The sequence below is a fragment of the Synechococcus sp. BS56D genome (genome assembly GCF_004332405.1).
In the GTDB taxonomy this organism is placed as follows: Bacteria; Cyanobacteriota; Cyanobacteriia; order PCC-6307; family Cyanobiaceae; genus Synechococcus_C.
On record NZ_PHQU01000007.1, the window covers coordinates 104928 to 126220 of the forward strand.

Annotated in this window: 20 protein-coding genes and 1 pseudogene; 10 read left to right on the plus strand and 11 right to left on the minus strand. The window is 55.6% G+C overall.

What is annotated here, in order from left to right; translation table 11 throughout:
• Positions 1–22: 22 nt before the first annotated feature.
• Positions 23–3220, minus strand: a complete 3198-nt coding sequence (locus CWE17_RS11240; protein ID WP_131457260.1) for a type 2 lanthipeptide synthetase LanM family protein — start codon at positions 3218–3220, stop codon at positions 23–25.
• A 381-nt stretch (positions 3221–3601) separates the two neighbouring features.
• A pseudogene (locus CWE17_RS11245) lies at positions 3602–3859 on the minus strand (DNA-3-methyladenine glycosylase); the annotation flags it as partial.
• On the opposite strand from CWE17_RS11245, the gene CWE17_RS11250 reads away from it, so the two are divergent.
• Positions 3849–4205: a Nif11-like leader peptide family natural product precursor gene (locus CWE17_RS11250; protein ID WP_370318310.1), complete on the plus strand. Its 357-nt coding sequence runs from the start codon at positions 3849–3851 to the stop codon at positions 4203–4205. The pseudogene CWE17_RS11245 and the gene CWE17_RS11250 sit on opposite strands and share 11 nt — an antisense overlap.
• A 138-nt stretch (positions 4206–4343) precedes the next feature.
• On the plus strand, positions 4344–4439 hold the full coding sequence (locus CWE17_RS11255) for a Nif11 family protein (RefSeq protein ID WP_131457262.1): 96 nt from the start codon (positions 4344–4346) through the stop codon (positions 4437–4439).
• An 81-nt stretch (positions 4440–4520) separates the two neighbouring features.
• On the opposite strand, the gene CWE17_RS11260 is transcribed toward CWE17_RS11255, so the two are convergent.
• Positions 4521–6662 (minus strand): sigma 54-interacting transcriptional regulator, encoded by a 2142-nt coding sequence (locus tag CWE17_RS11260; RefSeq protein WP_240789390.1) that lies wholly within the window; start codon positions 6660–6662, stop codon positions 4521–4523.
• 135 nt (positions 6663–6797) lie between these two features.
• Here CWE17_RS11260 and CWE17_RS11265 point away from each other — a divergent pair, with 135 nt between their 5' ends.
• Complete coding sequence (locus CWE17_RS11265; protein WP_131457266.1) at positions 6798–7166, plus strand: hypothetical protein; 369 nt, start codon at positions 6798–6800, stop codon at positions 7164–7166.
• A 20-nt stretch (positions 7167–7186) separates the two neighbouring features.
• On the opposite strand, the gene CWE17_RS11270 is transcribed toward CWE17_RS11265, so the two are convergent.
• Together CWE17_RS11270 and CWE17_RS11275 are read right to left on the minus strand one after the other, a co-directional pair.
• Positions 7187–7423 carry a hypothetical protein gene (locus CWE17_RS11270; RefSeq protein ID WP_131457268.1) on the minus strand — a complete coding sequence of 79 codons (237 nt, stop codon included), beginning with the start codon at positions 7421–7423 and terminating at the stop codon, positions 7187–7189.
• A 35-nt stretch (positions 7424–7458) separates the two neighbouring features.
• Positions 7459–8217 carry a metallophosphoesterase gene (locus CWE17_RS11275; protein ID WP_131457509.1) on the minus strand — a complete coding sequence of 253 codons (759 nt, stop codon included), beginning with the start codon at positions 8215–8217 and terminating at the stop codon, positions 7459–7461.
• Positions 8218–8293: 76 nt separating this feature from the next.
• On the opposite strand from CWE17_RS11275, the gene CWE17_RS11280 reads away from it, so the two are divergent.
• Positions 8294–8746 (plus strand): Fur family transcriptional regulator, encoded by a 453-nt coding sequence (locus CWE17_RS11280; protein WP_131457270.1) that lies wholly within the window; start codon positions 8294–8296, stop codon positions 8744–8746.
• On the opposite strand, the gene CWE17_RS11285 is transcribed toward CWE17_RS11280, so the two are convergent.
• The 3 genes from CWE17_RS11285 to CWE17_RS11295 form a co-directional block, all read right to left on the minus strand.
• Positions 8712–9215, minus strand: coding sequence for a hypothetical protein (locus CWE17_RS11285; RefSeq protein ID WP_131457511.1), 504 nt, complete (start codon positions 9213–9215; stop codon positions 8712–8714). The genes CWE17_RS11280 and CWE17_RS11285 overlap by 35 nt on opposite strands.
• 28 nt (positions 9216–9243) lie before the next feature.
• Entirely contained in the window at positions 9244–10218 is a 975-nt protein-coding gene (gene arsS / locus CWE17_RS11290) for an arsenosugar biosynthesis radical SAM (seleno)protein ArsS (RefSeq protein ID WP_131457272.1), read from the minus strand.
• Positions 10219–10702: 484 nt separating this feature from the next.
• Entirely contained in the window at positions 10703–11023 is a 321-nt protein-coding gene (locus CWE17_RS11295) for a hypothetical protein (protein ID WP_131457274.1), read from the minus strand.
• Between CWE17_RS11295 and CWE17_RS11300 the strand changes: the two genes are divergently transcribed.
• Entirely contained in the window at positions 11013–12062 is a 1050-nt protein-coding gene (locus CWE17_RS11300) for a hypothetical protein (RefSeq protein WP_240789391.1), read from the plus strand. The genes CWE17_RS11295 and CWE17_RS11300 overlap by 11 nt on opposite strands.
• On the opposite strand, the gene stpA is transcribed toward CWE17_RS11300, so the two are convergent.
• Positions 12025–13245 (minus strand): glucosylglycerol 3-phosphatase, encoded by a 1221-nt coding sequence (stpA, locus tag CWE17_RS11305; protein ID WP_131457276.1) that lies wholly within the window; start codon positions 13243–13245, stop codon positions 12025–12027. The two genes, CWE17_RS11300 and stpA, sit on opposite strands and share 38 nt — an antisense overlap.
• A gap of 4 nt (positions 13246–13249) precedes the next feature.
• Positions 13250–13834, minus strand: coding sequence for a glutathione S-transferase family protein (locus tag CWE17_RS11310; RefSeq protein WP_131457278.1), 585 nt, complete (start codon positions 13832–13834; stop codon positions 13250–13252).
• Between the two features lie 87 nt (positions 13835–13921).
• On the opposite strand from CWE17_RS11310, the gene CWE17_RS11315 reads away from it, so the two are divergent.
• The 4 genes from CWE17_RS11315 to CWE17_RS11330 all read left to right on the plus strand — a co-directional run bounded on the left by CWE17_RS11315 (position 13922) and on the right by CWE17_RS11330 (position 19125).
• A complete protein-coding gene (locus CWE17_RS11315; RefSeq protein ID WP_131457280.1) occupies positions 13922–15244 on the plus strand; it encodes a site-specific integrase in 1323 nt (440 codons plus the stop codon).
• A gap of 82 nt (positions 15245–15326) precedes the next feature.
• Positions 15327–16493 (plus strand): hypothetical protein, encoded by a 1167-nt coding sequence (locus CWE17_RS11320; RefSeq protein ID WP_131457282.1) that lies wholly within the window; start codon positions 15327–15329, stop codon positions 16491–16493.
• Positions 16494–16879: 386 nt separating this feature from the next.
• Positions 16880–17806 (plus strand): hypothetical protein, encoded by a 927-nt coding sequence (locus tag CWE17_RS11325; protein WP_131457284.1) that lies wholly within the window; start codon positions 16880–16882, stop codon positions 17804–17806.
• 62 nt (positions 17807–17868) lie between these two features.
• Positions 17869–19125 (plus strand): YadA-like family protein, encoded by a 1257-nt coding sequence (locus CWE17_RS11330; protein ID WP_131457285.1) that lies wholly within the window; start codon positions 17869–17871, stop codon positions 19123–19125.
• Positions 19126–19525: 400 nt separating this feature from the next.
• On the opposite strand, the gene CWE17_RS12090 is transcribed toward CWE17_RS11330, so the two are convergent.
• On the minus strand, positions 19526–19690 hold the full coding sequence (locus CWE17_RS12090; RefSeq protein WP_161971434.1) for a hypothetical protein: 165 nt from the start codon (positions 19688–19690) through the stop codon (positions 19526–19528).
• A 62-nt stretch (positions 19691–19752) separates the two neighbouring features.
• Here CWE17_RS12090 and CWE17_RS11335 point away from each other — a divergent pair, with 62 nt between their 5' ends.
• On the plus strand, positions 19753–21282 hold the full coding sequence (locus CWE17_RS11335; RefSeq protein ID WP_131457287.1) for a hypothetical protein: 1530 nt from the start codon (positions 19753–19755) through the stop codon (positions 21280–21282).
• Positions 21283–21293 lie beyond the last annotated feature (11 nt).

Sequence of the window (21293 nt, forward strand, 5' to 3'; positions counted from 1 at the left end):
CCACATTCTCACCAAGCCGAATTCATTCATTTTGATTTTGAAGTAGGCCGGAGCTTAATAGTGTGTTGGTTGCAAATTTCGAGTCACGATCCTCCAACAACGCCAATGCCATTCCGCTCAAGCCCGTAAAGAACCCTGGCAACACCAAGTTGCCTTCCTGGGTGCCAAAGCAGCGCAGTTGTGGTTCCGTGCCTTGGCATCGATCCAGCGCCTGCCTCTTCAAATGATTGGCTTGAGCCATTGCTAATTGTTTGACGCGTTCGTTAACCGACCAAGGACCCTGCGCTAGATCGCGCAGAAGCACCATCAGGCCGAGAGAGCCGCAACAAAGATGATCCATTTCCTGAGGCTTTAGGGTTGCGGTGGTTTCCAAGGCAATGCTGAGTTCCTGAGCGCACTGGTCATCCCAGAGTTCGGTTCCCCAGAGACAGGTGCGACCAAGAGCAATGCCGGGTGCTCCATGGCACCAACTCACCATGTAAAAAGGCCCTTCCTCAGCTGTCTGGTGGCCGCGAAAATCGGGCCAGTTGCCGGCGTCGGCGTGGAAATGACCACGCTCATGGAGCACGGCCTGGCGTGCGCCCATTAGGTAGCGCTCCTCTCCTGTGGCCTCATGGAGGCGCGCCAGGGCAGCTGCATAGCCCGCGGTGCCATGGGAAAAGCCAAGCAGTCCGGAGTTGCGTGTCGACAGTCGCCAACTGCCATCGTCATGCTGCGTTTCCAATAACCGGTCACCCGCCAGACTCGCCAGCTCAAGCGCTGGCGTGGATTCGAGCTGCAGCAAGGGGCCGATCAGGCCTGCGCAGCCACCGATCACATCCCATTGCTGGTCTGCCACGATGAAGCGGGGCTGGGCTCCTTCCAGGAGTTGGACGGCCAAATCGGTTTCACCGATCTCGCGCAGTGCCAGCAGGATGCCGCCGCAACCACTGAGTCCCAGGGATTGATCGCGCCACCAGCGCCTTAGCCCATCGCCATGGGCTTGACCCACAAGGTCATGCAGTGGTTTGAGGATCGCCGCCTGGATCGCCTCCGCCTCTGCAGGCGCGCTGCCGAGTGATTGGAGACGCTTCAACAGGCAAGCGATGCCGATTGAACCGCCGTAGAGCGAGAGGCCAACCGGGCCAAACGAAAAACTCTCGCCATCGGCGCCAAGATCCATCCCCAACCACTCGATCTGTCCCTGTGGATCTCGGATCGCTAAATCGAGTAGCGTCTGAGCGATGGTGCTAGCAGCCTCATCCGCTGTAATCGCAGAAGCCGGTTGCGGAGTTACTGCTTGTTGACTCTTGGCGTCCGATGGACTGACCTGTTGACGTTGCTTGAGAACCCGCGCTTGCGCAGCCCCGCGAATCAAGCGCTCCTGAAAGTCGATTTCAGCTGCATTGAAGGCCCTAAGCCGGTTGAGTGCTGATGCCAGACCACTGGTTTCGATGAATCCAGGAAGCACCGCTCCATTCTCGTCGAGTTCCAAGCCATCGCGATCGATCAGATGCGTGAAGAACGGAATATCCAGCCGCTGCATTTGCTGGCGCTCGGCGGCAAACACTGGCCAGTGCAGCGGTTTACTTTCAGCCAAAAGAAAGCTGCGGCTCAGCTGCTCGAGGCACAGGGCCTGGGCCTCTTCTGTACGCAAGGCTGAGGCTTCCAGTTGCTGCCGCTGCAAGGCGAAATACACCCGCGTGGAACGCAACACGATCCGGCGCGGCAGGCCCTCAAAACGATCCAGCGGACTGCCTGGGTTCAACCAACGCTCGCGCAGCTGCAGAAACTGTTGAGCCTGGAGCCGAAAACCGGCGCAGAACGGCTCAAGATGCTCAGACAATGGATTGGTGTGGCCAAAGCCCACCGGCAGGCTGGTGGGGCACTCGGCCGCTCGGTTGATCCGGCCGGGCATCATGCCGTCGCTGTTGATCCCAAGCCAGCCAGCCATCGTGATCTCCTCTTTCGCGGGAGGCGCAATGCCGAGCGCACTGATGTCAATCGCCTGTTTGGCCTGGCCCATGAACAACCATTGGGGCAGCAAGCCGGATCTGAGCACAGAGCCCCGAAAGCTCTGCTGTAGGTCTGAGGGCTCCTGGTGTTCTGCTGACTCAGCAGCCGCCTGGATGTGATCGGGAAGGTCGGCTTCCAGAAGGGTCTCCGTGTCGATCAGCACCAACTGATCACCGCTAGCGATCAGATTTTCATGGTGACAATCGGTGCAGCCGAGCAGGTGCAGCAGGGCGGTGAGACGGCCGGCGTTGCGGTAGAAGCGCTCCAGCTCCTCAGCGTTGGTGCAGAGCGTGTGGTCCACATGCTCCATGTAGCCGTAGCCGTCGCAGGTCTGCACCACGAGGCTGCGTAGGGGAGGCAGCTCGGAGTGGGAATTGAGGTCGTCAATCAGGGCCTGGTAGGCCGCATCCACCCCCATGTCTTTGGGTTTGTAGACCAAAAGATTGGTGTTGCTGCGATCCGGTGATGTGAAGCTGAGAATGGCCACAGCGCGGCCACCGCGGTGGGGATCACTGAGGCCCTGCTGCACCGCTTGCAGGCACCAATCGCTTGGGATCGAACAGTTGTTGGCCAGGATGGAGCGATCGCTCTGGATCCTTTCCAGCATCTCCAGGCTGCCCTGATGCCAGAGAGTCACCACTGTGCCGATGAAGCGCCCCAACACGGGGAACGTGGTGAGCAGGCTCTGCAAGCCATCGCGCCGGTGCGATTCGATGAAGCGGGTGTAGAGCTCCCGCACCGGTGGCCCCTCTCCGTTGCCAGAGGTGCCGAGATGGGCGAGCAGCATCGCTCCTGGCGTGCGGCAAGTATTGAACCGATCCCAGAGCACCTGATCGCCGATGGCGCAGAGCCGATTCAGCAGGGAGTCGGCCAGTTGATCGACCACGTTGGGGCCGATGCGATCAAGCCCAGCGCAGCGCTCAAGCGCTGCACGCAGCTCTGCTGCGGCGCCATCCCGAATCGGTATCCAGAGGTCGACAAAGGGCCGCTGTTCGTTGGCCTGCACCGGCTGGAGTGGCTGATCCCAGGCACTTTGAAGCCAGTCTTGGCAACGGCTCAGGGCCTCCAGCCAGGCTTGGGTTTGACTGGTCTCGAGCTGCGGTGGAGCAGAGAGCCACTCCCCGAAAGCGTTGCTGTCAGCCCATTGGTCCCAGGCGAGGCGTCGCTCGAGCTTGTGGGGCTCGTCTGGAGCGATGAGATCCAGCCACTGTTGGGTCCGGTTCATTCAGTCGAGTGCGGTACGAAGAAATGGAAGAGGCCCTTGGCATCCGAGCAAAACCCGATCGATCCCGAGCTCGTATCTCGAACGACCAGAGATACGTTTAAAAGAGTGGGAGGTCTCTTTTCTCATGCTTAATAGGTCCGAGAGAGACCACCGACAACCGTCGGTGTAACACTTATTTGACGTTTCCCAAGAAACGATCAAAGACTTCATCTGTCTCAGGAGCTATCTGCTATCGATGGGTCATATGATTAGCTGATTTTCTCAGCATTGGCGTCACTGTCAAGCCTTATCATGTTTCACAACAGGAGCGTGCTCAGGGAGGCCTGTCGCTAGTAGCGGCTTCCAGGCTTGCTCAGGACTTGTGACTGCAGGTGTGGGAAGGAAGACCACATACACATAAAAAGGCCCTGGCTTCCCTAAAAGCGTTTCGTTGTGAGGTCCCCTTCGCCGATAGCCATGGCAAGCAGGCTCCTCCTGCGAATACGCCTCCGCTTCCACAATCACGTCCCAAAGCAAACTGCCCTCGTCTTGGCGTTTCACCAGCAGGCAACCGATGAGGTTGGGGGCGACCAGCTCTGCAGGGCGGGAGAGGATTGCCTGGGGGAACGCTGGGGGGTGCTTGGAGGACGTGGTGGATATGGCAGTGGCTGTCTTGCTTGGATCTCACGCCACCCTCCTGACATCTGGCCATTCATTGGCCAAAATTGAGGCTGCAGTACCTCGCCCACTCAAAGCGATGTCAGAAGAACAACTCAAGGCCTTCCTCGAAAAGGTCAAGACAGACACCAGCCTTCAGGAGAAGCTCACAGCAGCAAGTGATCCTGATGCAGTAGTTGCCATGGCTAACGAGGCTGGATTTATGATTTCTGCTGATTATTTGAACAGATCACGAACGGAGATCTCTGAAGAAGAGCTCGAACACGTCGCTGGCGGTGGCTGCAGCGCTTGGAGCATAGATAGTGTTGGGACATTCAACTGTCTTTGATTGACCCTCAACAAGGATGCAATAAGTTGAATTAGGCCCAATACCTGGCACCATCGCCCGCACTTAGCGGGCTTTTTATTGCTTACAGTCCTCCCAACCTACTATTCCTAAAAACAGGGTGTAGCTCCACAAGCCCCTATGCCAGAAGAGCAATTCAAAGCGTTCCTGGAAAAGGTCAAAGGTGACATCGGTCTTCGGGAGAAGCTCAATGCAGGCCCTGATGCGTTTGCCTGATGCATATGGCGCCCTCCGTCTTTGCCTCCATGGGGGGGGATGAGGCTGCTTAGAAGCAGGATGCCGGGGGTTCAAATCCCTCTACCCCGATCCATTCACGAGCCAGCGACCGGTGGCGGCCAGCAGCAGCATCAGACCTGTGGCTGCGATCCAGGCCGTTCGATTGTTGCTCAGCATCCTGCGCAGGATGACGGCACTCCAGAGGGCGCCGATCGTCACAGACATGCTCTGACAGAAGGCGATGACATGGGGGTCTGCTCGCCAGTGGGGCAAGCTCCACGCCCCTTCCCCGAGCAGTGGAGATGCACTCACTGGCATCACCAGGCCTGCCTCCTCCATTCCTAAGGGAAGGTGGTTGGCGAGGAGAAGGCTCCAGAACAAGGGGAGCATGCCGTAGACGGTGCGCTCCAGGCGGGCCTGACTGAAGAACGGGCGTGCGTAGAGAACGCATAGAGAAGGGATCGCTAGGGCGAGGGTCGCGATCGAAAGCCGAGGCAGCAGTGGCCCGCTGCTCAGACTTGCTGGCGCCAGGCTGGACCAGCCCAGCAGCAGCTGCCAATGGGTCAGGCAAACGCTCCCGGCCAGCACCAGCAGCAGAGACGGTTCTCCGTTCGGGATCGTCATGGTGCGCTGGAGGTCGGCCGCCGGTGGCCGGATCGCGAGGCGTACGGAGCGGTGTGGGCAGGCCTGGGCACAGGTGAGGCAGAGCACACAGTTGCGGTTGTCGCGCAGGTGCGCTGGATGGGTCCCCAGCGGGCAACCGTCTGTGATCAGTCCTTCTCCATCGGCGGGGCCGCCTTTGAAGCAGGCGTAACTGCTGCAGTTCCCGCTGCAGATGCCTGCCTGGGCCCTCAGCTCCAGGATCGATAGTTTGGCGAAGAGACCATTCATGCCACCGATCGGGCAGAGGTAGCGGCACCAGAACCGCTTCTCGAAACGCAGTGAACAGACCACGGCTCCAGCGGTGATCAGCAGCAGTAAACAGCTGCTGAGCCAGGCTGTATTCGGCAGGTCGCCCACCGCTTCCCAGATGAGGATCAGGGCAAAGCCAGCGCTCAACCAGCGGGATGCCCAACCGTCATGCTCCCCTCGGGGCCATGGGGCTGGCCGCCAGCCGATCCATCGGCTCAGCCGCTGACTGATCTCTCCCCAGACCATGAAGGGGCAGAAGGAACACCAGAGCCGCCCCACTAAGGGAAAGCCGATCAGGATGAGAGGCCACCACCAGGCCCAGAACAGAGTCAGGGCTCCGTTGTGGGCCCGATCCTGAGGTCCAACCCAAAGCCAGAGATTCACCAGTACGAACAACCAGCTCACCAGCCCAAACAGGAAGGCGTTCCAAAGCCTTGGCGAGCGCATCCACTCCCTCAATCGTGGCTTCCAGCGCCAGAGATCGAAGCGGGCGTATTGCTGGCGCGGTGACGTCCAGAACACATCCTCCGGCAACAATTTCGGAGCTTGTCCCGGGTTCTGGTCATTGTGATGCGTCTCCTGATGGCGCACCTGCTGGATGGCCCGGTCGATCAAGGCATCCAGTTCGCGCAGGTTGTTGGGGAAATCGTGGGTCTGCAGCTGCTTCACCACTCCTTCTGGCACTTCCGGAACTTGCTGCCAGCCGAGGCTGCGGCTCTTTTGCCGCAGCTCGTAACGCAACCATTCCCCGAGGTCCTGGCGCCTGACCCGCAAGGGTGGAACGCGAATCAGCGTGCAGCAGCCGTCGAACTGAGCGAGGCTCGTTTCGGCGGTAAAGAACAGGCGACCTTCAAATCGATGCTTGGGGGCCCTGGCACCTAGCGGAGCCCATTCACCGCTGCGGGCCAGGTTGAGCAAGGCCTGCTTGACCGGTTCCGGCACCTGATCGAGATCATCAACAAGTAAGGATCCATTCCCGAGCAGCTCCAGGAGGGGGGATGGTTCAGCGGCATCCCCAGTGCCAAAGAGATCGGTGCCGTCACTGCGCATGCGTGCTCCATCGAGGCGAAGCATCAAGTGATGGCGATCCTTAGAGCCGAAATGAATCAAGGCCGCCAGGTTGTCTTTCTCCAGCCCTGGTTCGCCGTACAGCAGCACCGCATGACGGTCCCGATCTGAGGCTGCCGAACGCACGGCATCCCGTAGTTGCTTGGCCTGTCGACTGCTGCCAACGACACCGCGTCGCGGCCGCGCCACTAAATGGGGGGCGAGACGCTGCAGGGTGGCGTTCTGGGCCTGATCAAGCGTCATCGCCCCGAGTGCCGCTGATTTCATTCTGGGTTGGTCGCATCCGTTTGATCAGTCGTCTCCGTTCTGCGACGCAGCCCTTCCATGGTCATGGGCACCAATCCGTGGCTATGGATCGGAAGGACCACCTGATCCGGCATGTCCCGCTCGTCCCTGCTGATGCTGCTGTTGCTGCTGGGTTCCGGCAGGGTCGCTGCCGAGCCGCGCTCCTCCTCGCTGCTCAGCGCGGGACAACCGATCCTGGAGGCTGACGCGGTGCTGCTCTCCAGCGGCTGGCGGCCCCATCCTCAGCAGCATCCTCAGGCCCTGGATCAACAACGGGCAGGGGTGCCGCTCTCGTCCCTCTCAGCCTGTTCCGGAACCGGGGTGGGGTTCTGCCGGTTTGATTACCGCCGCAACGGACGCCAGCTTTCGGTGGTGACGATTCCGGCCCCTGCTCGTGTCGAGCGTGGTCGGGCCATCGGTGGTGTTGTGGAGCGCTGGTGGGTCGAGACGGTCGGGCCTTAATTCGCTCAGAGCTCCCAACCTCAGCTGATTGTTCCGGTGAGCCGGATGGTCCCCCAAAGGTCAAACACGCAGAACACGATGCCGATCACGATGAGATCCCAGGCACGGTGACGGACCGCCCAAGGGGCCAGAAACAGTTCGGCAATGCCATGCAGAGCGGTTCCAATCGCCACGTGCTCCAAAACCAGCAGGCCATGGGCCAGCAGGAATAGAGCACTGGCCAGGCAGCGCATCACCACTTGCCAGGATCCGGCCAAAGCCTTCAGCAAACCATTCAGGAGGATGGGGCACCCTACCCCCAGCGCAACAGGGTTGTCCCCACGCTTCCGTCTTCCCTGATGTCCAGCAAGCGCCCCCCGGGGTGTTCCGGTCGATTCAGGGGGCAGGGTTGCACGGCCTGGAATGACGCCAGGGTTGATGGACAGCCCAGCACCATCACATCCTGACGCCCTGGCAAAACACCTTGCCAGTGTTGATGGATATGGCCGAACACCACAGCGCGCAGGTCCGTCGCCGGCTGAAGCATGGCGATCAGCGCGGCGGCATCCTTCAGGCCGATGGCATCCATCCCTGGATCTCCGATCGCCACGGGGGGATGGTGGAGGGCCACCAGCAGCGGTCGTCCCGCCTGGCTGGGGTCTGTCAGCCGTTTCTGAAGCCAGGTGAGCTGCGCGGTTCCCAAGGCACCGGCGCAAGCTCCGGCCTGATGGCTGGAGAGAAGCAGCACCCTTGCGTTGCCAACCAGCAGCTCGGCGGGCGCCACCGCCGCAGTTCTGCCAAGCGCGGCTCGCAACAGAGCTGGATGATCATGGTTGCCTGGCAGCAGCGCTACCGCCACGGTGTCTGGTAGCCGTTCCAGGGAGTCGCGCAGTTTCTGGTATCCGCCCCAGCTTTCGTCCTGGCAGAGGTCACCGCTCACCAGCAGCAGATCAGGGTGAAGGGTCAGGCCCTCCTCCAGGGCTTGATGCCAAAGCCGCAGAGCTGGCTTGCCGCGCACCAGCGCAGAAGCCCGGTTCACCAGATGGGGATCACTCAGCTGCAGCAGGCGCACAATGAAAGCCTGATCGGCACCATCATTGTCGCCTCCTCTCATTAGTGGTTACTGTTGAGAAGATCGACGGAAACCGATGTCAGCAGGATCGCCGTCGACGCGGGTGAAGGAGCCGTTGGAGCGTGGGCTTCACGAGGACGGTCGGCGTCTCACCCCACAGCGTCGGCGAGTGCTCAATCTGTTTGAGCGGATCGGTTCCGGCTCCCATCTCAGTGCGGAGGATGTGCATCAGCACTTGCTGGAAGCGGAAGCCAGAGTGTCCCTCGCCACGATTTACCGCACCCTCAGGCTTCTGGTGGAGATGGGATTTCTGCAGGAGCTGGAGCTCACGGAAGGTGGACGTCGCTTTGAGCTTTGCTCTGGTGACCATCGCGATCACCATCATCTGGTCTGCATCCGCTGCGGACGCACCGAGGAGTTTGAAAGCATCTCTGTGATTGAAGCTGGCCGCGAGGCAGCTCAAAGCCATGGCTTCGAGTTGATCGAATCGAGCCTCAATGTGCGTGCGATTTGCCCGGATTGTCGCTGACGGCCTTTCCATGGTTCAGGCAGGGCATCCAGTAGTCACCCATCCGATGGCTACCTGAACAGCCGAGTCTCAGGGCTTGCTGTTCGGCCTCTTCGCGGGTCGGATAGGCGAGCAGGGTGTCTGGTTCGCTGGCGGTGGCGGTTCCAGAAGGGCTGTGTTGATGCGAGGCGCCCTGATGGGCGTGATGGCTTCCTGTTCCGCCGCCCAGATGCACGAGGCCCATGCCCTGGGGCCCTGCGGTCCAGACCCCCATGGTGTTGACGCCTACCGCCAGAAGACCCATGCCCACCACCGCACAGTTGATGACTCCCATGGCCACGACACCGATGGAAACCACGCCCATGGGCACAACGCCAATGCAGATCACACCCATCGGCACGATGCCGATGGAGATGGTGCCGAGGGGGGCGACGCCGAAGGCAATCCGCTTCGGTTTACTGCCGCAATGGGCCGGAGCCTGATCTTGCATGCTCAAGTCTGGTGGTTGGTTCATGCTCTCAGCTCAGGGACCCGCCGCAACTGGAACCATGACCAGCGGTGCAGCCGAAGCAGTGATCCGCGACGTGAATCTCCATGCCGATCAGCTGATTGGTCTCATCCAATAAATCCTCCAGATGGCGGATCGGTCCCTTGATCGAAAGCCCGAGCTGCTGGTTGAAATCACAGTCGAAGAGTTCACCCGTCCAGTTGACGCTGATCAGTCCTCGGCACATCACGGCCTCGAGGTTCTCGCGGCGATGGGCGAGCTGAAGCGTCTTTTGGTAGGTCTCCAGCTCGCCGCGATGGGCGAGGTCGCGGGCGAATCGCTCGATCGGCATGTTGGTGATAGTGAGCAAGCGGTTGAAACGCAGGCCGTAGCTGTCTGAAAGGGCCCGCTGATAGTGCTCTTGCAGCTGCGCCTGGGGTGGTGGCAGCGCCGCTCCTGCCGGGTTGTAAACCAAATCCAAGGGCAAGGAGCCGTCAGGGTTCCCATAGCCGAGGGCATTCAGGCGCTGTAGAGCTTGGATGCTGCGCTCGAACACTCCGTCACCCCTCTGGCTGTCGACTCGCTCCGCCTCCGTACAAGGCAGCGAGGCCACAACATGCACGTTTTGAGCTGCCAGGAACTCCGCGAGATCCTCCTGACCATCCTCCTGAAGGATGGTCAGATTGCAGCGATCGATCACCGCAATTCCCAAGGATCGTGTCCGCTCCACCAGAGAGCGAAAGCGTGGATGGAGTTCGGGTGCCCCACCAGTGAGATCAAGAGTTTTGATTTGTAGCCGTTCCAGCAAGTTGGGGATGATCTCGATCAGATGATCCGCCATCATTTCGGTCCTCCAAGGACCGGCATTCACATGACAGTGGCTGCAGCTTTGGTTGCAGCGGTAGCCCAGGTTCACCTGCAACGTGTGCAGCTGGTTCCGATGCAGCGTGGGGAAGCTCGTGGTTCGGGTCGTCGAGGCCAGGGCGTGCAATCCAGTGGGGACCATTCTGGATTGTGAAGACTCCAGGGTGTGAATAACAGACAGACAGAGAGGCCCGACCATGGGGCCGAGCCTCAGGTTCAATGGCTGCTTTGGCAGTGGATCTTTGTGATCGCGAACCGAATAGATTGAACGTGCAGGCTCGATCGACTCTGCACAAAATGATTCAATTGTTGTGCGGAGTTGCTGGCGCAGGGCCCTGGGGCCATGACGTTTCAGCAATGAAATCTTTGCGACCCTGGGGCACCTGGCACGGCGCATAGGGAGATCACTAAACCCCTTTTTTGAAAAGGGCTTGACTGACCTTAAGACTTCAGAAATTCGAACGAGACTGTTGGAGCAGGGTCCGAAAACGTCAGCCAACTCCTTGTTGCTGGCGGGGTGGAGTGTCTTCCGACATGGAGCCTCCGAATCAGTGATCTAACTGTTGTTCAGGTTTTTAGGGGTTGCAAGCGCAGGTGGACCAATACGGTCAATTCTTGATGTTGCTTCAAGTCTCTTCATTGCCGTTACAGCGTGTGCTTGGCGTTTTGAAGCGCAGCCCCAGGCAGCTATGCCCCAGTTCATGGCGATGCCACAGCACCTGAACGGCGCGGGAGTCTCCGAAATGCCCCTGGGCATCTTCCAGGCTCAAGTGTCCCTGCTGGCTGGGCAGCGTGCCGATGTCTCCATCCAGGATCACGCAGGCGCCGTCCTCGCTCAGGGCGCTGAGCTCTCCCTGGATGCAATCCCAGCTGCGGGCCTGTGCACCGATCTCTAGACAGAGACAGGCATGCCTGGGGGTCAACAGGCGTTGAAGTGTGTCGGCCATTGCCCCACCTCTCGGCTGTCATCAGTCTCTGATCCGTGACAGCCACCGGAGCGTTTGTTTCGGTGAGGGTTTGGTGAATGTTGGCTGTCCATCCCTGCGATCCGGTCAGGATATGCCTCGAGATGTGGGCCATGCCGTGAGGGCCTTGCCACTGGTTGTGCTCGGTGCAATCTCCGGGTTGCTTGGCAGTGGATTCGCCCTGATCCGCCCTGATGTCCTTCTCCAGCCCCCTCAGGGTGAGATCGATCCGATTGCCTGGCTGGTTCCAGAGCAGCCCCCGCAGCCACCGCCCCTCGATCAGATCGCGAGCTATCAGCCTGATCAGGCGCTGCCGCTCGATCGAGCTGACGGCAGTGCTGTCACCGTGGGCTACAGCAGCATGATCCTTGATCCACGCTGGGTGGATCTTGAATTTTTCGGCGGCTGGCAGCGGGAGCTGGAGGCCAATGACGACGCTGCCGCCTTGCTGTTCTTCACGGGCCCCACCTTTGAGAAGGGGCACCCGAATGAGCCGCTTGGGATCGCCTTGCACGGTGACCTCAAGCTTCGCAATGGCCTCTGGCGCGCCGGAAACCGTGCCGCCGCCGCTGGCCGGGCCTACATGGCGGTTTCCGAATCAGGGGAGCTGGTGTTTGGCTACGGCGATCTCACCCCGGAACGCCAGGCGCGTTACCGCTGGTTCATCGGTGGCCTGCATGCCTTCGATCACACCGTCAGTCGTCCACCAGAGAGCTATCGCGGCGTGTACGGCGCCATGAAGCTCGCCGATGTGCGCATCGTCTACGGCTTGCGGGCCGATGGTCGGCTGGAGGTGATCGAAACCGCTGACGGCGTTCATTTCGATGATCTACGCCTACTGGTTAAGGCCCTGGGCTTCCAGGCGGCCTATCTGCCGGATCATGCCTCCAAGTCGCGCCTGATTGTTCCGGGTCGACGTCTCTGGAGCGAGGAGCAGGCGGTCTGGGTGAGCGGCGGGAAACCATCGATCACCGCTCTGCCCTTCATGTTGCGTGTCCTGCCTCGCTCCGGGCCTGCGTGAGTGCCTTGAACCAGGCCACATAAGCCTGCGGTCCATCGGGAATGCAGACATCCATGCGAAGGGGGTCTTCAGGATCACTGATTCCTTTTAGGGACCCATCAGCGAGGGATGGCCGGTCGACCTCGCCGCCGCTGCTGTCCACCAGGACCACCCGGTTGGCTTTGTCATAGCGGTCGCCGATCTCCTGGAGCAAGGTCAGAAAGCCCCTGTCGCTGCCGCCCCTCAGCCAACCGTTCCCGGAAGGACAGGGGGTTGAGGTGACCGTGTCTCCGACTCCCACCAGATGGGGCATTTGATCCGGGCTGATGCGCTCATGGCAGAGGCTCAACAGGGCTTCATGGTTGTGGGGGGCGGTGCGCACGTTGAAGTCATCGCCCAGGGGAGCGCTGCCGGTGCGGGCGGCGATGTGACGGTTAATCAGCACCAGCAGCCCCGCCTCTTTGATGGCTCCGCGCAGCATGAACTGGATGTCGGTGCTGCCCACATCGTTGGGTTCAGCCGGTTTCAATCGCTCTTGCCCCTGGGGATCTCGCCCCAGATTGGGGGCCACATGCAGGAAGAAGGAGTTACAGAGTCCCTGGTTGTCGGCTGCGGCCATCAGTGCATCCATCAGGGACGCGAGCATCGTCTGCAGCTCTCGCTGCCGGGTCACATCACCTGGAACTCTCGCGAACAGGCTGTTGAGGTTGATGGTCGGTGACACCTGAGTGTCGAGAATCGCCCGTTGGATCTCCTGCTTGAGCTCCCCAGCTGTCAGCTCCGGCATCAGTGCCGGCAGCCGCTCGGTCAGGAGCCTCTCCATGCGTTGCGGAACCTCCGCCAGAAACGCCATCTCTTCATCGCTGACCCCAGGGTGGCTGAGGCGGCCATAGCGGTCCTGTAGCTGCACACCTCCAGCTGCGAGGCCAGGGAGGTAGAGACCATCGCGCCCTGGCCGAACACGATCGCCGAGGGCCTGCTCCACCAGCCGGTTCACGCCACGACGTCCCTCATGTTCTCCATTGGTGAGCACAGCGAAACAGCCGTGCATCTGCGCCACACACTCCACGTAACCGCGATCCATCCTCCGGGTGAGTGGATCTTTCACGAGATCCATGCAGACGCCATCGAGGTCTTGCACGATCAGGAGGTCAGAGCTGGCGGCCAGCTCAGCGTTCAAGCAGTCAAGGCTGATTGATGTCATCGATTCAGCGCGCTCCCATGGCGATCTGATAAGCGGGGCGTTCGCGAACCCGCTCGATCATCGTCTGAATCACGGGGTATGGGCTCAGGTCAATGTCCGGGAAGAAGATCGGCAGATAAGCCAGGTAGGCCTGCACAGCACAGTCCGCTGCTCCCCAGCTCTGGCCCACCAGTGGATGGCCTGGGTCGAGTTGGCGGTTCAGCTCACCCATGAGGCGTGGGAACTCCCGCTCCCGGTTGCTGGGCACGAACAGGGCGATGGCCAGGGTTGCGTTAGCGAACAGCAGCCATTGGCTGGTGAGAGCCCGTTCTGCCGCGGAGTGAATGTCGCTGCTGTGCTGTTCTGCAAGATGCAGCAGGATCGCGCCGCTCTCAAACAGTTTCAGGGGCTGTCCATCTGGACCCTGGAGGCTGTCATCTTCCAGAGCAGGAAGCTTTCCGAACGGGTTGATCGTCAGAAAATCCGGCTGGCGGTGTTCTTGGGCCTGCAGGTCGAGCTCCACCAGGTTGTAGGGGATGCCCTTCTCCTCCATGTACCAGCGCGGCATGCTTGCTCTTGTCCTCTGTCCGCCATAAAGTGTGATGGTCATTGAGTTCTCAGGGATTCGTGAACAGCGCGTTTTCGGTTCGTCAAGCAAGCGTCAAGCGTTCGCTGGTGTGAATTCTGCCTAAAGGTTATGCCTGCTATTCACACTTCAATCCCAGTCGAGACAGGAATTAGCGTTTTTTGCTACGCCAAAGAGCGAGAAGGTTGGTTTGTACGTAAGTGGAACAAGTCTGAGCGTCGATACCGCATTAAGCGGATTGAAGGCGCAACAACACAGGAAGAAGCATTAGCAACGTTCTACAAAGCACTTGTTGCCTTCGAGCAAGCGCCACAACGCAATAACAGAAAGCGTTCTGAAGGAGCAACACTTGTTGAACTCGTCGAAGAATTTCGTATTTTTGAAGAGCAGCGTGTTTCTGCAGGATTAAAGGATTACAACGCATCTATTCGTCGTGTTCAGTCGATGAAGAAGATGCTTGAGTACTTTGAGGTGAAAGAAATCATCTACCCATCACAAATAGATGCAATAACTTTTGAGGATTATCCAGTCTTCAGAAAGTCAGCGATGAAGGCAACTCGTAAAACAGAGTTGAAGGATATTGGTGCATTCTGTCGTATGTTCCTAGTTCCTCGTGGTTATCTGACTAATGAGTTGGCAATGGGAAAAACCTTTCTACCTCGTATCAGAATTAACGATGATGAGTTAGATGCCAATCCTGCCATTACACCCAATGACTACAAGGTAATCAATACATACCTTCGTGGGGCATTCATTTCTGGTGCAACAACCTACAAAGGTGAGTACACAAGGAGGATGTTTTGTTGCTTCATCCATATCCTTAAGAACAGTGGTTGTCGTCCTTCTGAGTTGCTTGCAGTTCGTCGTAAGGACATTGAAATAACCAATCCACAACGCTTCAGTGAATCAAAGGAGAAATGGGAAGATGATTTCAAACTCAAACTCCATATCAGGAAATCAAAGACTGGTAAGAGACGTGATGTACTTTGTCGCAGTAATGCTGCATCTAACTTGCTTGAGTTTCTGAAGTTTCAAAAGAAGTGGATGAAGACTAATGGTTTCACATTCACTCCTAACGATGAGTCGTTGCTATTTGGAAAACCTGATGAACTCTTCGAGAAGACACTTGCCTATCGTCATCTTGATTCGTACTGGGAACAAGTGCGTATGGAACTCAAGGATAAACTAGAAGGTAATAGATTCAGTGAACGCAAATACACCATTTACTCATTGCGCTCAACCTTTATTGAAGACTGCATCACCGCTAATCTGGATGTTTATCTTGTCGCACGTTTGTGCGGTAACAGCGTTGATGTCATCCAGAAGTACTACGACAGACACGATGTTCTGAAACGTGCTGATGAAGTGCAGAAACTGCCAATTGGTAGAAAGAAACCTGCTAAACCAGAAACTGTGGATATAGATGCGCTCTAGAATCGCCTACATGGCGCTTGAAATATGCGACAGCATACTTACCCTATAAGCAATCCCAGAACCGCCTCCTTGCGCCTTCTGGATGTCTCTCACGCTCATTACGCATATGCCTACTAACAAGAACAAATTTAATACTTCTAAAAATACTAAAGATTGGTTTCCTTTTGCCAAGTATTTATTTATCACCGACAACCATCCGATACGACAATCTCAAGACAAATGCAGCAGTTCAATAGAAGCAATATTCAGTCAACAAGAACTAGAGCAAATCAATGGCATTACCAACTCGTTTCAATGTGACACAAGAGAAGCGATACGTATTGCCTTGTTTGAAGTCATTAAAGAAGCGCATACTGCATATGAAAAGACATACGAGAAAGCAAAATCTGGCAGTACTTACAAAGGACATGAAGGACGTAAAACTAAAAAGAGATTGACTCTGCCGTTAAGCGAGAAGCAAAATGCACTAGATACAGCGGCACAATTAAATATCTCAATCAAAGAGTTTCTTAGACTTGCTGTCATCTGGTTGGCAGATGGAATCAAAGAAGAGGCAATTACATCTCTTACTAACTCAAAGCGGATTGGTAAAGATGCTGTCGCCAAGCAATGGAGTAGGGAGAATAGGGATAAACCACCAAGTGAATCAGTCAAGAAACTGAAAGAATCGCAAAAAGATGCGGAAGCGTTATGGATGTATCAAGATGACTTGGAAAGAGTACATCAAAATCAAATATATCCAAGCACTGGCAATAATGCAGCTGATGAATTAGTACATCAAGAACTTGAGATCATGGACATAAAATGCAGTGCTGAAGGGGATTCTTGGTTTTTTGAGCATTTCGGTGATGGCAATGACGCTGATGGAATCGAAATACTTGTTCGAGACATGATGCGTAGTCTAGATGTTGACTACAAGACAGCAAGGTTGATGGTTCAAGATGAATTAGATGAGCAGGAAATGCTTATGAAAATGACTTCAAAGGAAAAACTTGAATTTCTAAAAAAGAGGAACGCCCCTAAGGCAGAAGATAAAGAAACTGCTGAAAGGCGCAGGCAAGCAATGTTGGAAGCAAGTCTTCGGTGGAAGGAGGAACATCCAACCACTTACTCCGACACTGATATTGATTATTGGAAGCGTGACTCCGAACAAACTAAGAGGATTAGGCAAGAGGAAGATTCAAAGGATGCTGAGGCATATAGGAATGATCCTTTGCTATGGGATGAAGAATCCGACAAGAGATGCTAACGACTGAAACTCGTTGCCATTACTAGATAATTAAGTTCACCCCCCTACCTGTTAAGGGATAACAAGCAAGTACATCCTTATGACTCAATTAGAACTGGCAAAAGAAACAGTCTGCTCTTCATTGATTAACTCTGTCGCTACGTGCGAAGAGATTATGCAGAAAACAGACGACACACAAGAACTACTCAAACTACGTAAGACACAAAAGAGTTACCTTTACAGACTTGAACTGCTGTGTCGGTAACACGAGTGAGCGTAGCGAGCGAGTGTTCCCAATAGACACAAACTTCTCCTAACTCATTCCTTACACATATACATAACGAACGAGCGAGGTGCGCAGCACCGAGTGAGTGAGTGTTCATACCTCTAATTATTAATACACATTCATGTCTAAAAATAAATACCAGCGTCGTAAAACGCTAAGCGAACCTACGTTCCCACTACCTAACAACATTGAACCTTTTCAAGGTGCAATCCAACAACCCACTAATCAATCAACAGACTTGGGTAGAGAGGATGCAAGACAACTAAGAGAAGCCAGTAATCCCAATACACGCTTCATCGACAAACCAAAGCCAACAACAAGCAAGCGTCAGCTGACTGATGCACTATCTCGCCAACAAGCTTTGATACGAGAGACACAACGTCAGGTGTTAGGTAGCAAAGCAGTTACACCATTGAAACCAGCGGGTAAATTCTTTGCTCCTACAGTTCCCTCAAATCCACTTGTCTTTAAAGGTGGAGCAGTACATTTTCAACCCACTGTCCGAGGAAGTATTATTACTACCTTTGCCGGTATTGCTTCAGAGCTGATTACTCAACCCGTTGCAGATGCAATTTCTAACTCCATCATTAATCCGCTGATTGGTAAGCTGACAGGTAAGGACATCCCACCTGTTGAGGAATTACGCCAGATCAATCAGTTTCGACAGGAGATTAGAGCGAAGGATGCAGAGCATAGTCGTCTTTATCAACAACGGCTTTCTGACGAGAGAATGTCTATTGAAGCTGGTGAAGCGCCAACTCCACCATCACTTCCTCTACCTACTCCAGAAAGCTCCAGAGAAGCTTCTAAGCCTTTCCCAAGGGTTTTGATGTCTCGTAGTGATTTGTCATCCTCTGACAACCATTTCAAAGTGGCTCCTAAACCACATTCAACATCTCCTAAAGATGACGAACGGAATCGTGAGTATCTAATACGTCGTGCTGCTCTTGGAGATAATCCAACTCAAGAAGAAATGGATGCAGTTAGAGACTATGGATTGGAACAGCATCGCAAGAACTTTCCTCGTCTCTATGCAGATCCTGCATAATCTGACGAGTTAGTTGACCTCAGTGAATTATTGATTAAGGTCATTATGCTTTCACTGTTCTTATGAATATTCAGATTCGTTCTCTTTGTCTTGCTGCGATTGCATGCACGGCATCATTTTCGCTTTTGCCTGCAAAAGCAGACTGGAACTTTTGGGCAGTAGACTATTCAGGTGATCCGACTATTGGCAATAGAATTTTTACGGTCGATTCAGAGACTGGATTGGCGACACTCCGAACAACGCGAGTATTCGCTAGTAATGGATGGCAGTCCCAGAATAGTTATGTAGACGAAAAGACGGGTGAACTTGTGATATACAATGCGGAAAATGGACTTGAAGCTTATGATCTGGCTACAAATTCTTGGTCCATTAAAGGTGCGGGTTGGACTGGCAACTACCAGAAGGTTTTTGAAAGACCACTAATTGTAGGCACGGATGAAGGAGGTTCCAGAATCGGTCTTGGTACAGCATCTATTATCGCCAACCCCAATGGAAAGGGAGTTTCTTCGGGTGATGGTCAAAAGCTGATAAGAGTTGAGCAGGATGGTGAGATTCATATTGGTGAAAATTCTCTTATCACCGTTGAGGAAAATGGAGTCCAAAAGCTTTATGCAAAAGATGCCAATGGCAATGCCATTCCGATCAACATTACTGAAGGGACAAAGCTTTTAATAGATGGTGTAGAAGTTACTCCTGGTGACAGTTCACAGGTAGAGGATAATCGTCAGAACATCTCCACCAACCAGAGGAACATCTCCACTAACCAGAGGAACATCTCCACTAACCAGAGGAACATCTCCACTAACCAGAGGAATATCGAAGCAAACCGTCAAAATATCAATGATCTTGGTTTTGGTGTCGCTGGTGCAACAGCACTTTCAACTGCGATGACAGCACTTCCGACTGTTGCAGATGACTCACCATTGTCTTGTGGAGTTGGAACTGGTGGATATAGCAGTCGTTATGCAATGAGTGTTGGTTGTGCTGTTAAGGCAAGTGAGCGACTTTCCTTTAATGCTGGCGGTTCTTATGTATTTGGTGGTGCTGCTGACTATGGGAATGGCTCTTTATCTAATGTGGCTGGTAGAGCAGGTTTTGTTTTCAAGTTAGGTGAGATCCAATCCTCATCTAAGGGAGATCTTCAAGCACGTGTTAAGGAATTGGAAAAAGCTAATCAAGCAATGCAAGAAGAGAACGCTGCAATCAAGGAGCAAAATGCTGCCATGCAATCTACTAATAAACAATTGATGGCTCGTCTCGAACGATTAGAAGCAATTGCCTCAGTCGTTTTCAATCAGAACTCTGTTGCGAGTAAATAATGATGCTCTTGGAGGCAATCCAACGCAAGAAGTAATGGATGCAGTTAGAGGCTATGGATTGGAGCTACACAGGCTCAACTTCCCTCACCTCTACAAAGCTTAAAAAATATCGCATAAATTTGTGAGTGCATTTACTATGCTTTGGTTGCTGATTTTTGCCCCCATACGGGTCTTCTAGGTTGGCAATCCTGTTTTTTGATAACAAGAAGTTGTTTTTCTTTGTTTTGGTTATGGATTGTTAGATGCTCTTGCTCTGAAATCTTTGACAAGCGCGCTGACAAGCAGAAAGCCTAGTCATAGTCTTCGTTCTCTGTGTTCAATAAAGACATAGATGTTTTGAAGACTGCTGGGTTTAGGTAATTGTTTGGGTGAATGGCAATCTGTTTCCGTTTGTCGTTCCTCAGTCAATAACGCTCACCAAAATGACTGACAAGCAAACTTGCTTGGACAAGCAAGAAACAAGCAGGGCTATCACCTCAAACCCATTGGTACTGCTATAATATTCATAACACCAGCGCGGCATCGAGGCGCGGGTGCGTTGACCGCCGTAAAGGGTGAGCGCCATGGAAACGCGTGTTTAGGGTGTCGGGGGATCATGGCCCCGAGGCCTCGCGCGCTGCCAGCAGCATGGATACGGCCCTGAAGAGCAACACCTTCTTTCCCCGCAGCCTCGATGCTGAGCCGATCAGGCGGCGCATCCTGGAGCTCGAGTCCGGCCGCGTCGGTTTCTACAGCGTGGGGCTGTATCCAGCCTCTCTCGCCTACAACTGCGCGATGCAGCAGGACGAGACCCCCAATCTCCTGCTGGCACCAAGGCCTGGCCGTGATCTGTTCGGGGCCTTCCCCCCAGCGGCCCTTGAGGGCATGGATCCCGCGCATGTCGACGCCGTCGAGCGCATGGCGAGCCATTTCAGCGAAGGTCAACGCCTGACCAACACCCTGGCCGACCTCCTTCAGCGCTGTGAACTGGTGGTGCTCAGCGCTAACAGCAACCATGTGGAGGAGGATCTGGCTGAAGCCTGTCGTCTGCGAGAGGAGCTGGGTCGGGAGCAGGTGGTGCTGGCCTGCCTAGCCGGCTCCTTCAGCCATGACCACATCGCCAATGAGTCCTATGTGCTTTGTGAGAAGGTTCCGAATCTCGCGTTCTTCTCTGGCTTTCATCGCCATGGGGCCCTGCGCAATCCCCTCGACAGCTTCACGGCGAACTTCTGCCATCCCAATGCACTCACGGCCCTTCTCGGTGCCCGCATGCTGGACCGGCTTTCACCCAATATTCAGGTCTCTCCAGGCGTCCACAACATCGAAGGCCAATACATCAAGGCGGCCAAGAACATGTCGTCGGTCTTCGCCGGTTTCGGTTACAGCTTTCACCAGGACAACCCCGGTGTTTTGCCGACGTTGCTGACCTTATTGCTCGATCAGTGCCTTGATCAGGCCGCCACCGTTTCGATAGCGCGCCGGGATCGCCAGCGGCTTTACAACCGTCAGCCCTTTCCTCTCACGGAACTCGGCTACGGCGTGCAACGGATCGAAGCGGCTCTGGTGCGCGGTGGTGATATGGAAAAGGTGCGCGATCACACCTTCGCCCAGCTCACGGCCATGGTGGCCGATGTGCGCGGCAGCATGATGCTTCCGGTCTCGGGAAAACCCACACGCAACTTTCAGGCCGGTCAGGTTCTGGCGGAAAGGATGCGCAGTGAACAGCGCTGTCCCGCCTCGATGGAAGAGCTGGAGGGGTGGTGCGAGCAGGCCGGTTTACGCAAGGGAGGGCTTGAGGGGCTCAAGGCTTTGCGTTTCTGGCCTCAGATCGCCCGCAAGTACGCCATTCCCGTGCATGACGCCTCGATGTTGAATTTGCTCTACATGGCGATCTACGGCAACAGCGCCACCAAGGAGGTGGCCTTCTCGGTGATGACCGACAGCCGCGAACTGTCGAACTACTGCCAGGAGTCCGTACGTCCAACCCATAGCCGTCGCTATGCGGAGGCCCTTCAGAACCTCGCGCAGCCCGAAGCCATGGATTTGATGGTGAATGCGGTGATTGCCGACAACGCCCGTCGCCTAATCCGCGACGACGCAGTTCTGGACGACCTGGAAGCCACTGGTGAACCCCCCGCCTACCTGAAGGCGATGAACGTGATCGAAAACGCTCTCTGATTGTTCAGCTG

Bases quoted from the DNA above. Each gene is read 5' to 3' on its own strand.
- CWE17_RS12090 (WP_161971434.1), bottom strand. From the start codon at position 19,690: ATGGCGCTCACCCTTTACGGCGGTCAACGCACCCGCGCCTCGATGCCG.
- arsS (WP_131457272.1), bottom strand. From the start codon at position 10,218: ATGGTCCCCACTGGATTGCACGCCCTGGCCTCGACGACCCGAACCACG.
- CWE17_RS11240 (WP_131457260.1), bottom strand. From the start codon at position 3,220: ATGAACCGGACCCAACAGTGGCTGGATCTCATCGCTCCAGACGAGCCC.
- CWE17_RS11260 (WP_240789390.1), bottom strand. From the start codon at position 6,662: ATGACGCTTGATCAGGCCCAGAACGCCACCCTGCAGCGTCTCGCCCCC.
- CWE17_RS11315 (WP_131457280.1), top strand. From the start codon at position 13,922: ATGCCTGCTATTCACACTTCAATCCCAGTCGAGACAGGAATTAGCGTT.
- CWE17_RS11280 (WP_131457270.1), top strand. From the start codon at position 8,294: ATGTCAGCAGGATCGCCGTCGACGCGGGTGAAGGAGCCGTTGGAGCGT.
- CWE17_RS11265 (WP_131457266.1), top strand. From the start codon at position 6,798: ATGTCCCGCTCGTCCCTGCTGATGCTGCTGTTGCTGCTGGGTTCCGGC.
- CWE17_RS11285 (WP_131457511.1), bottom strand. From the start codon at position 9,215: ATGCAAGATCAGGCTCCGGCCCATTGCGGCAGTAAACCGAAGCGGATT.
- CWE17_RS11255 (WP_131457262.1), top strand. From the start codon at position 4,344: ATGCCAGAAGAGCAATTCAAAGCGTTCCTGGAAAAGGTCAAAGGTGAC.
- CWE17_RS11320 (WP_131457282.1), top strand. From the start codon at position 15,327: ATGTCTCTCACGCTCATTACGCATATGCCTACTAACAAGAACAAATTT.
- stpA (WP_131457276.1), bottom strand. From the start codon at position 13,245: ATGACATCAATCAGCCTTGACTGCTTGAACGCTGAGCTGGCCGCCAGC.
- CWE17_RS11325 (WP_131457284.1), top strand. From the start codon at position 16,880: ATGTCTAAAAATAAATACCAGCGTCGTAAAACGCTAAGCGAACCTACG.
- CWE17_RS11310 (WP_131457278.1), bottom strand. From the start codon at position 13,834: ATGACCATCACACTTTATGGCGGACAGAGGACAAGAGCAAGCATGCCG.
- CWE17_RS11330 (WP_131457285.1), top strand. From the start codon at position 17,869: ATGAATATTCAGATTCGTTCTCTTTGTCTTGCTGCGATTGCATGCACG.
- CWE17_RS11295 (WP_131457274.1), bottom strand. From the start codon at position 11,023: ATGGCCGACACACTTCAACGCCTGTTGACCCCCAGGCATGCCTGTCTC.
- CWE17_RS11335 (WP_131457287.1), top strand. From the start codon at position 19,753: ATGGATACGGCCCTGAAGAGCAACACCTTCTTTCCCCGCAGCCTCGAT.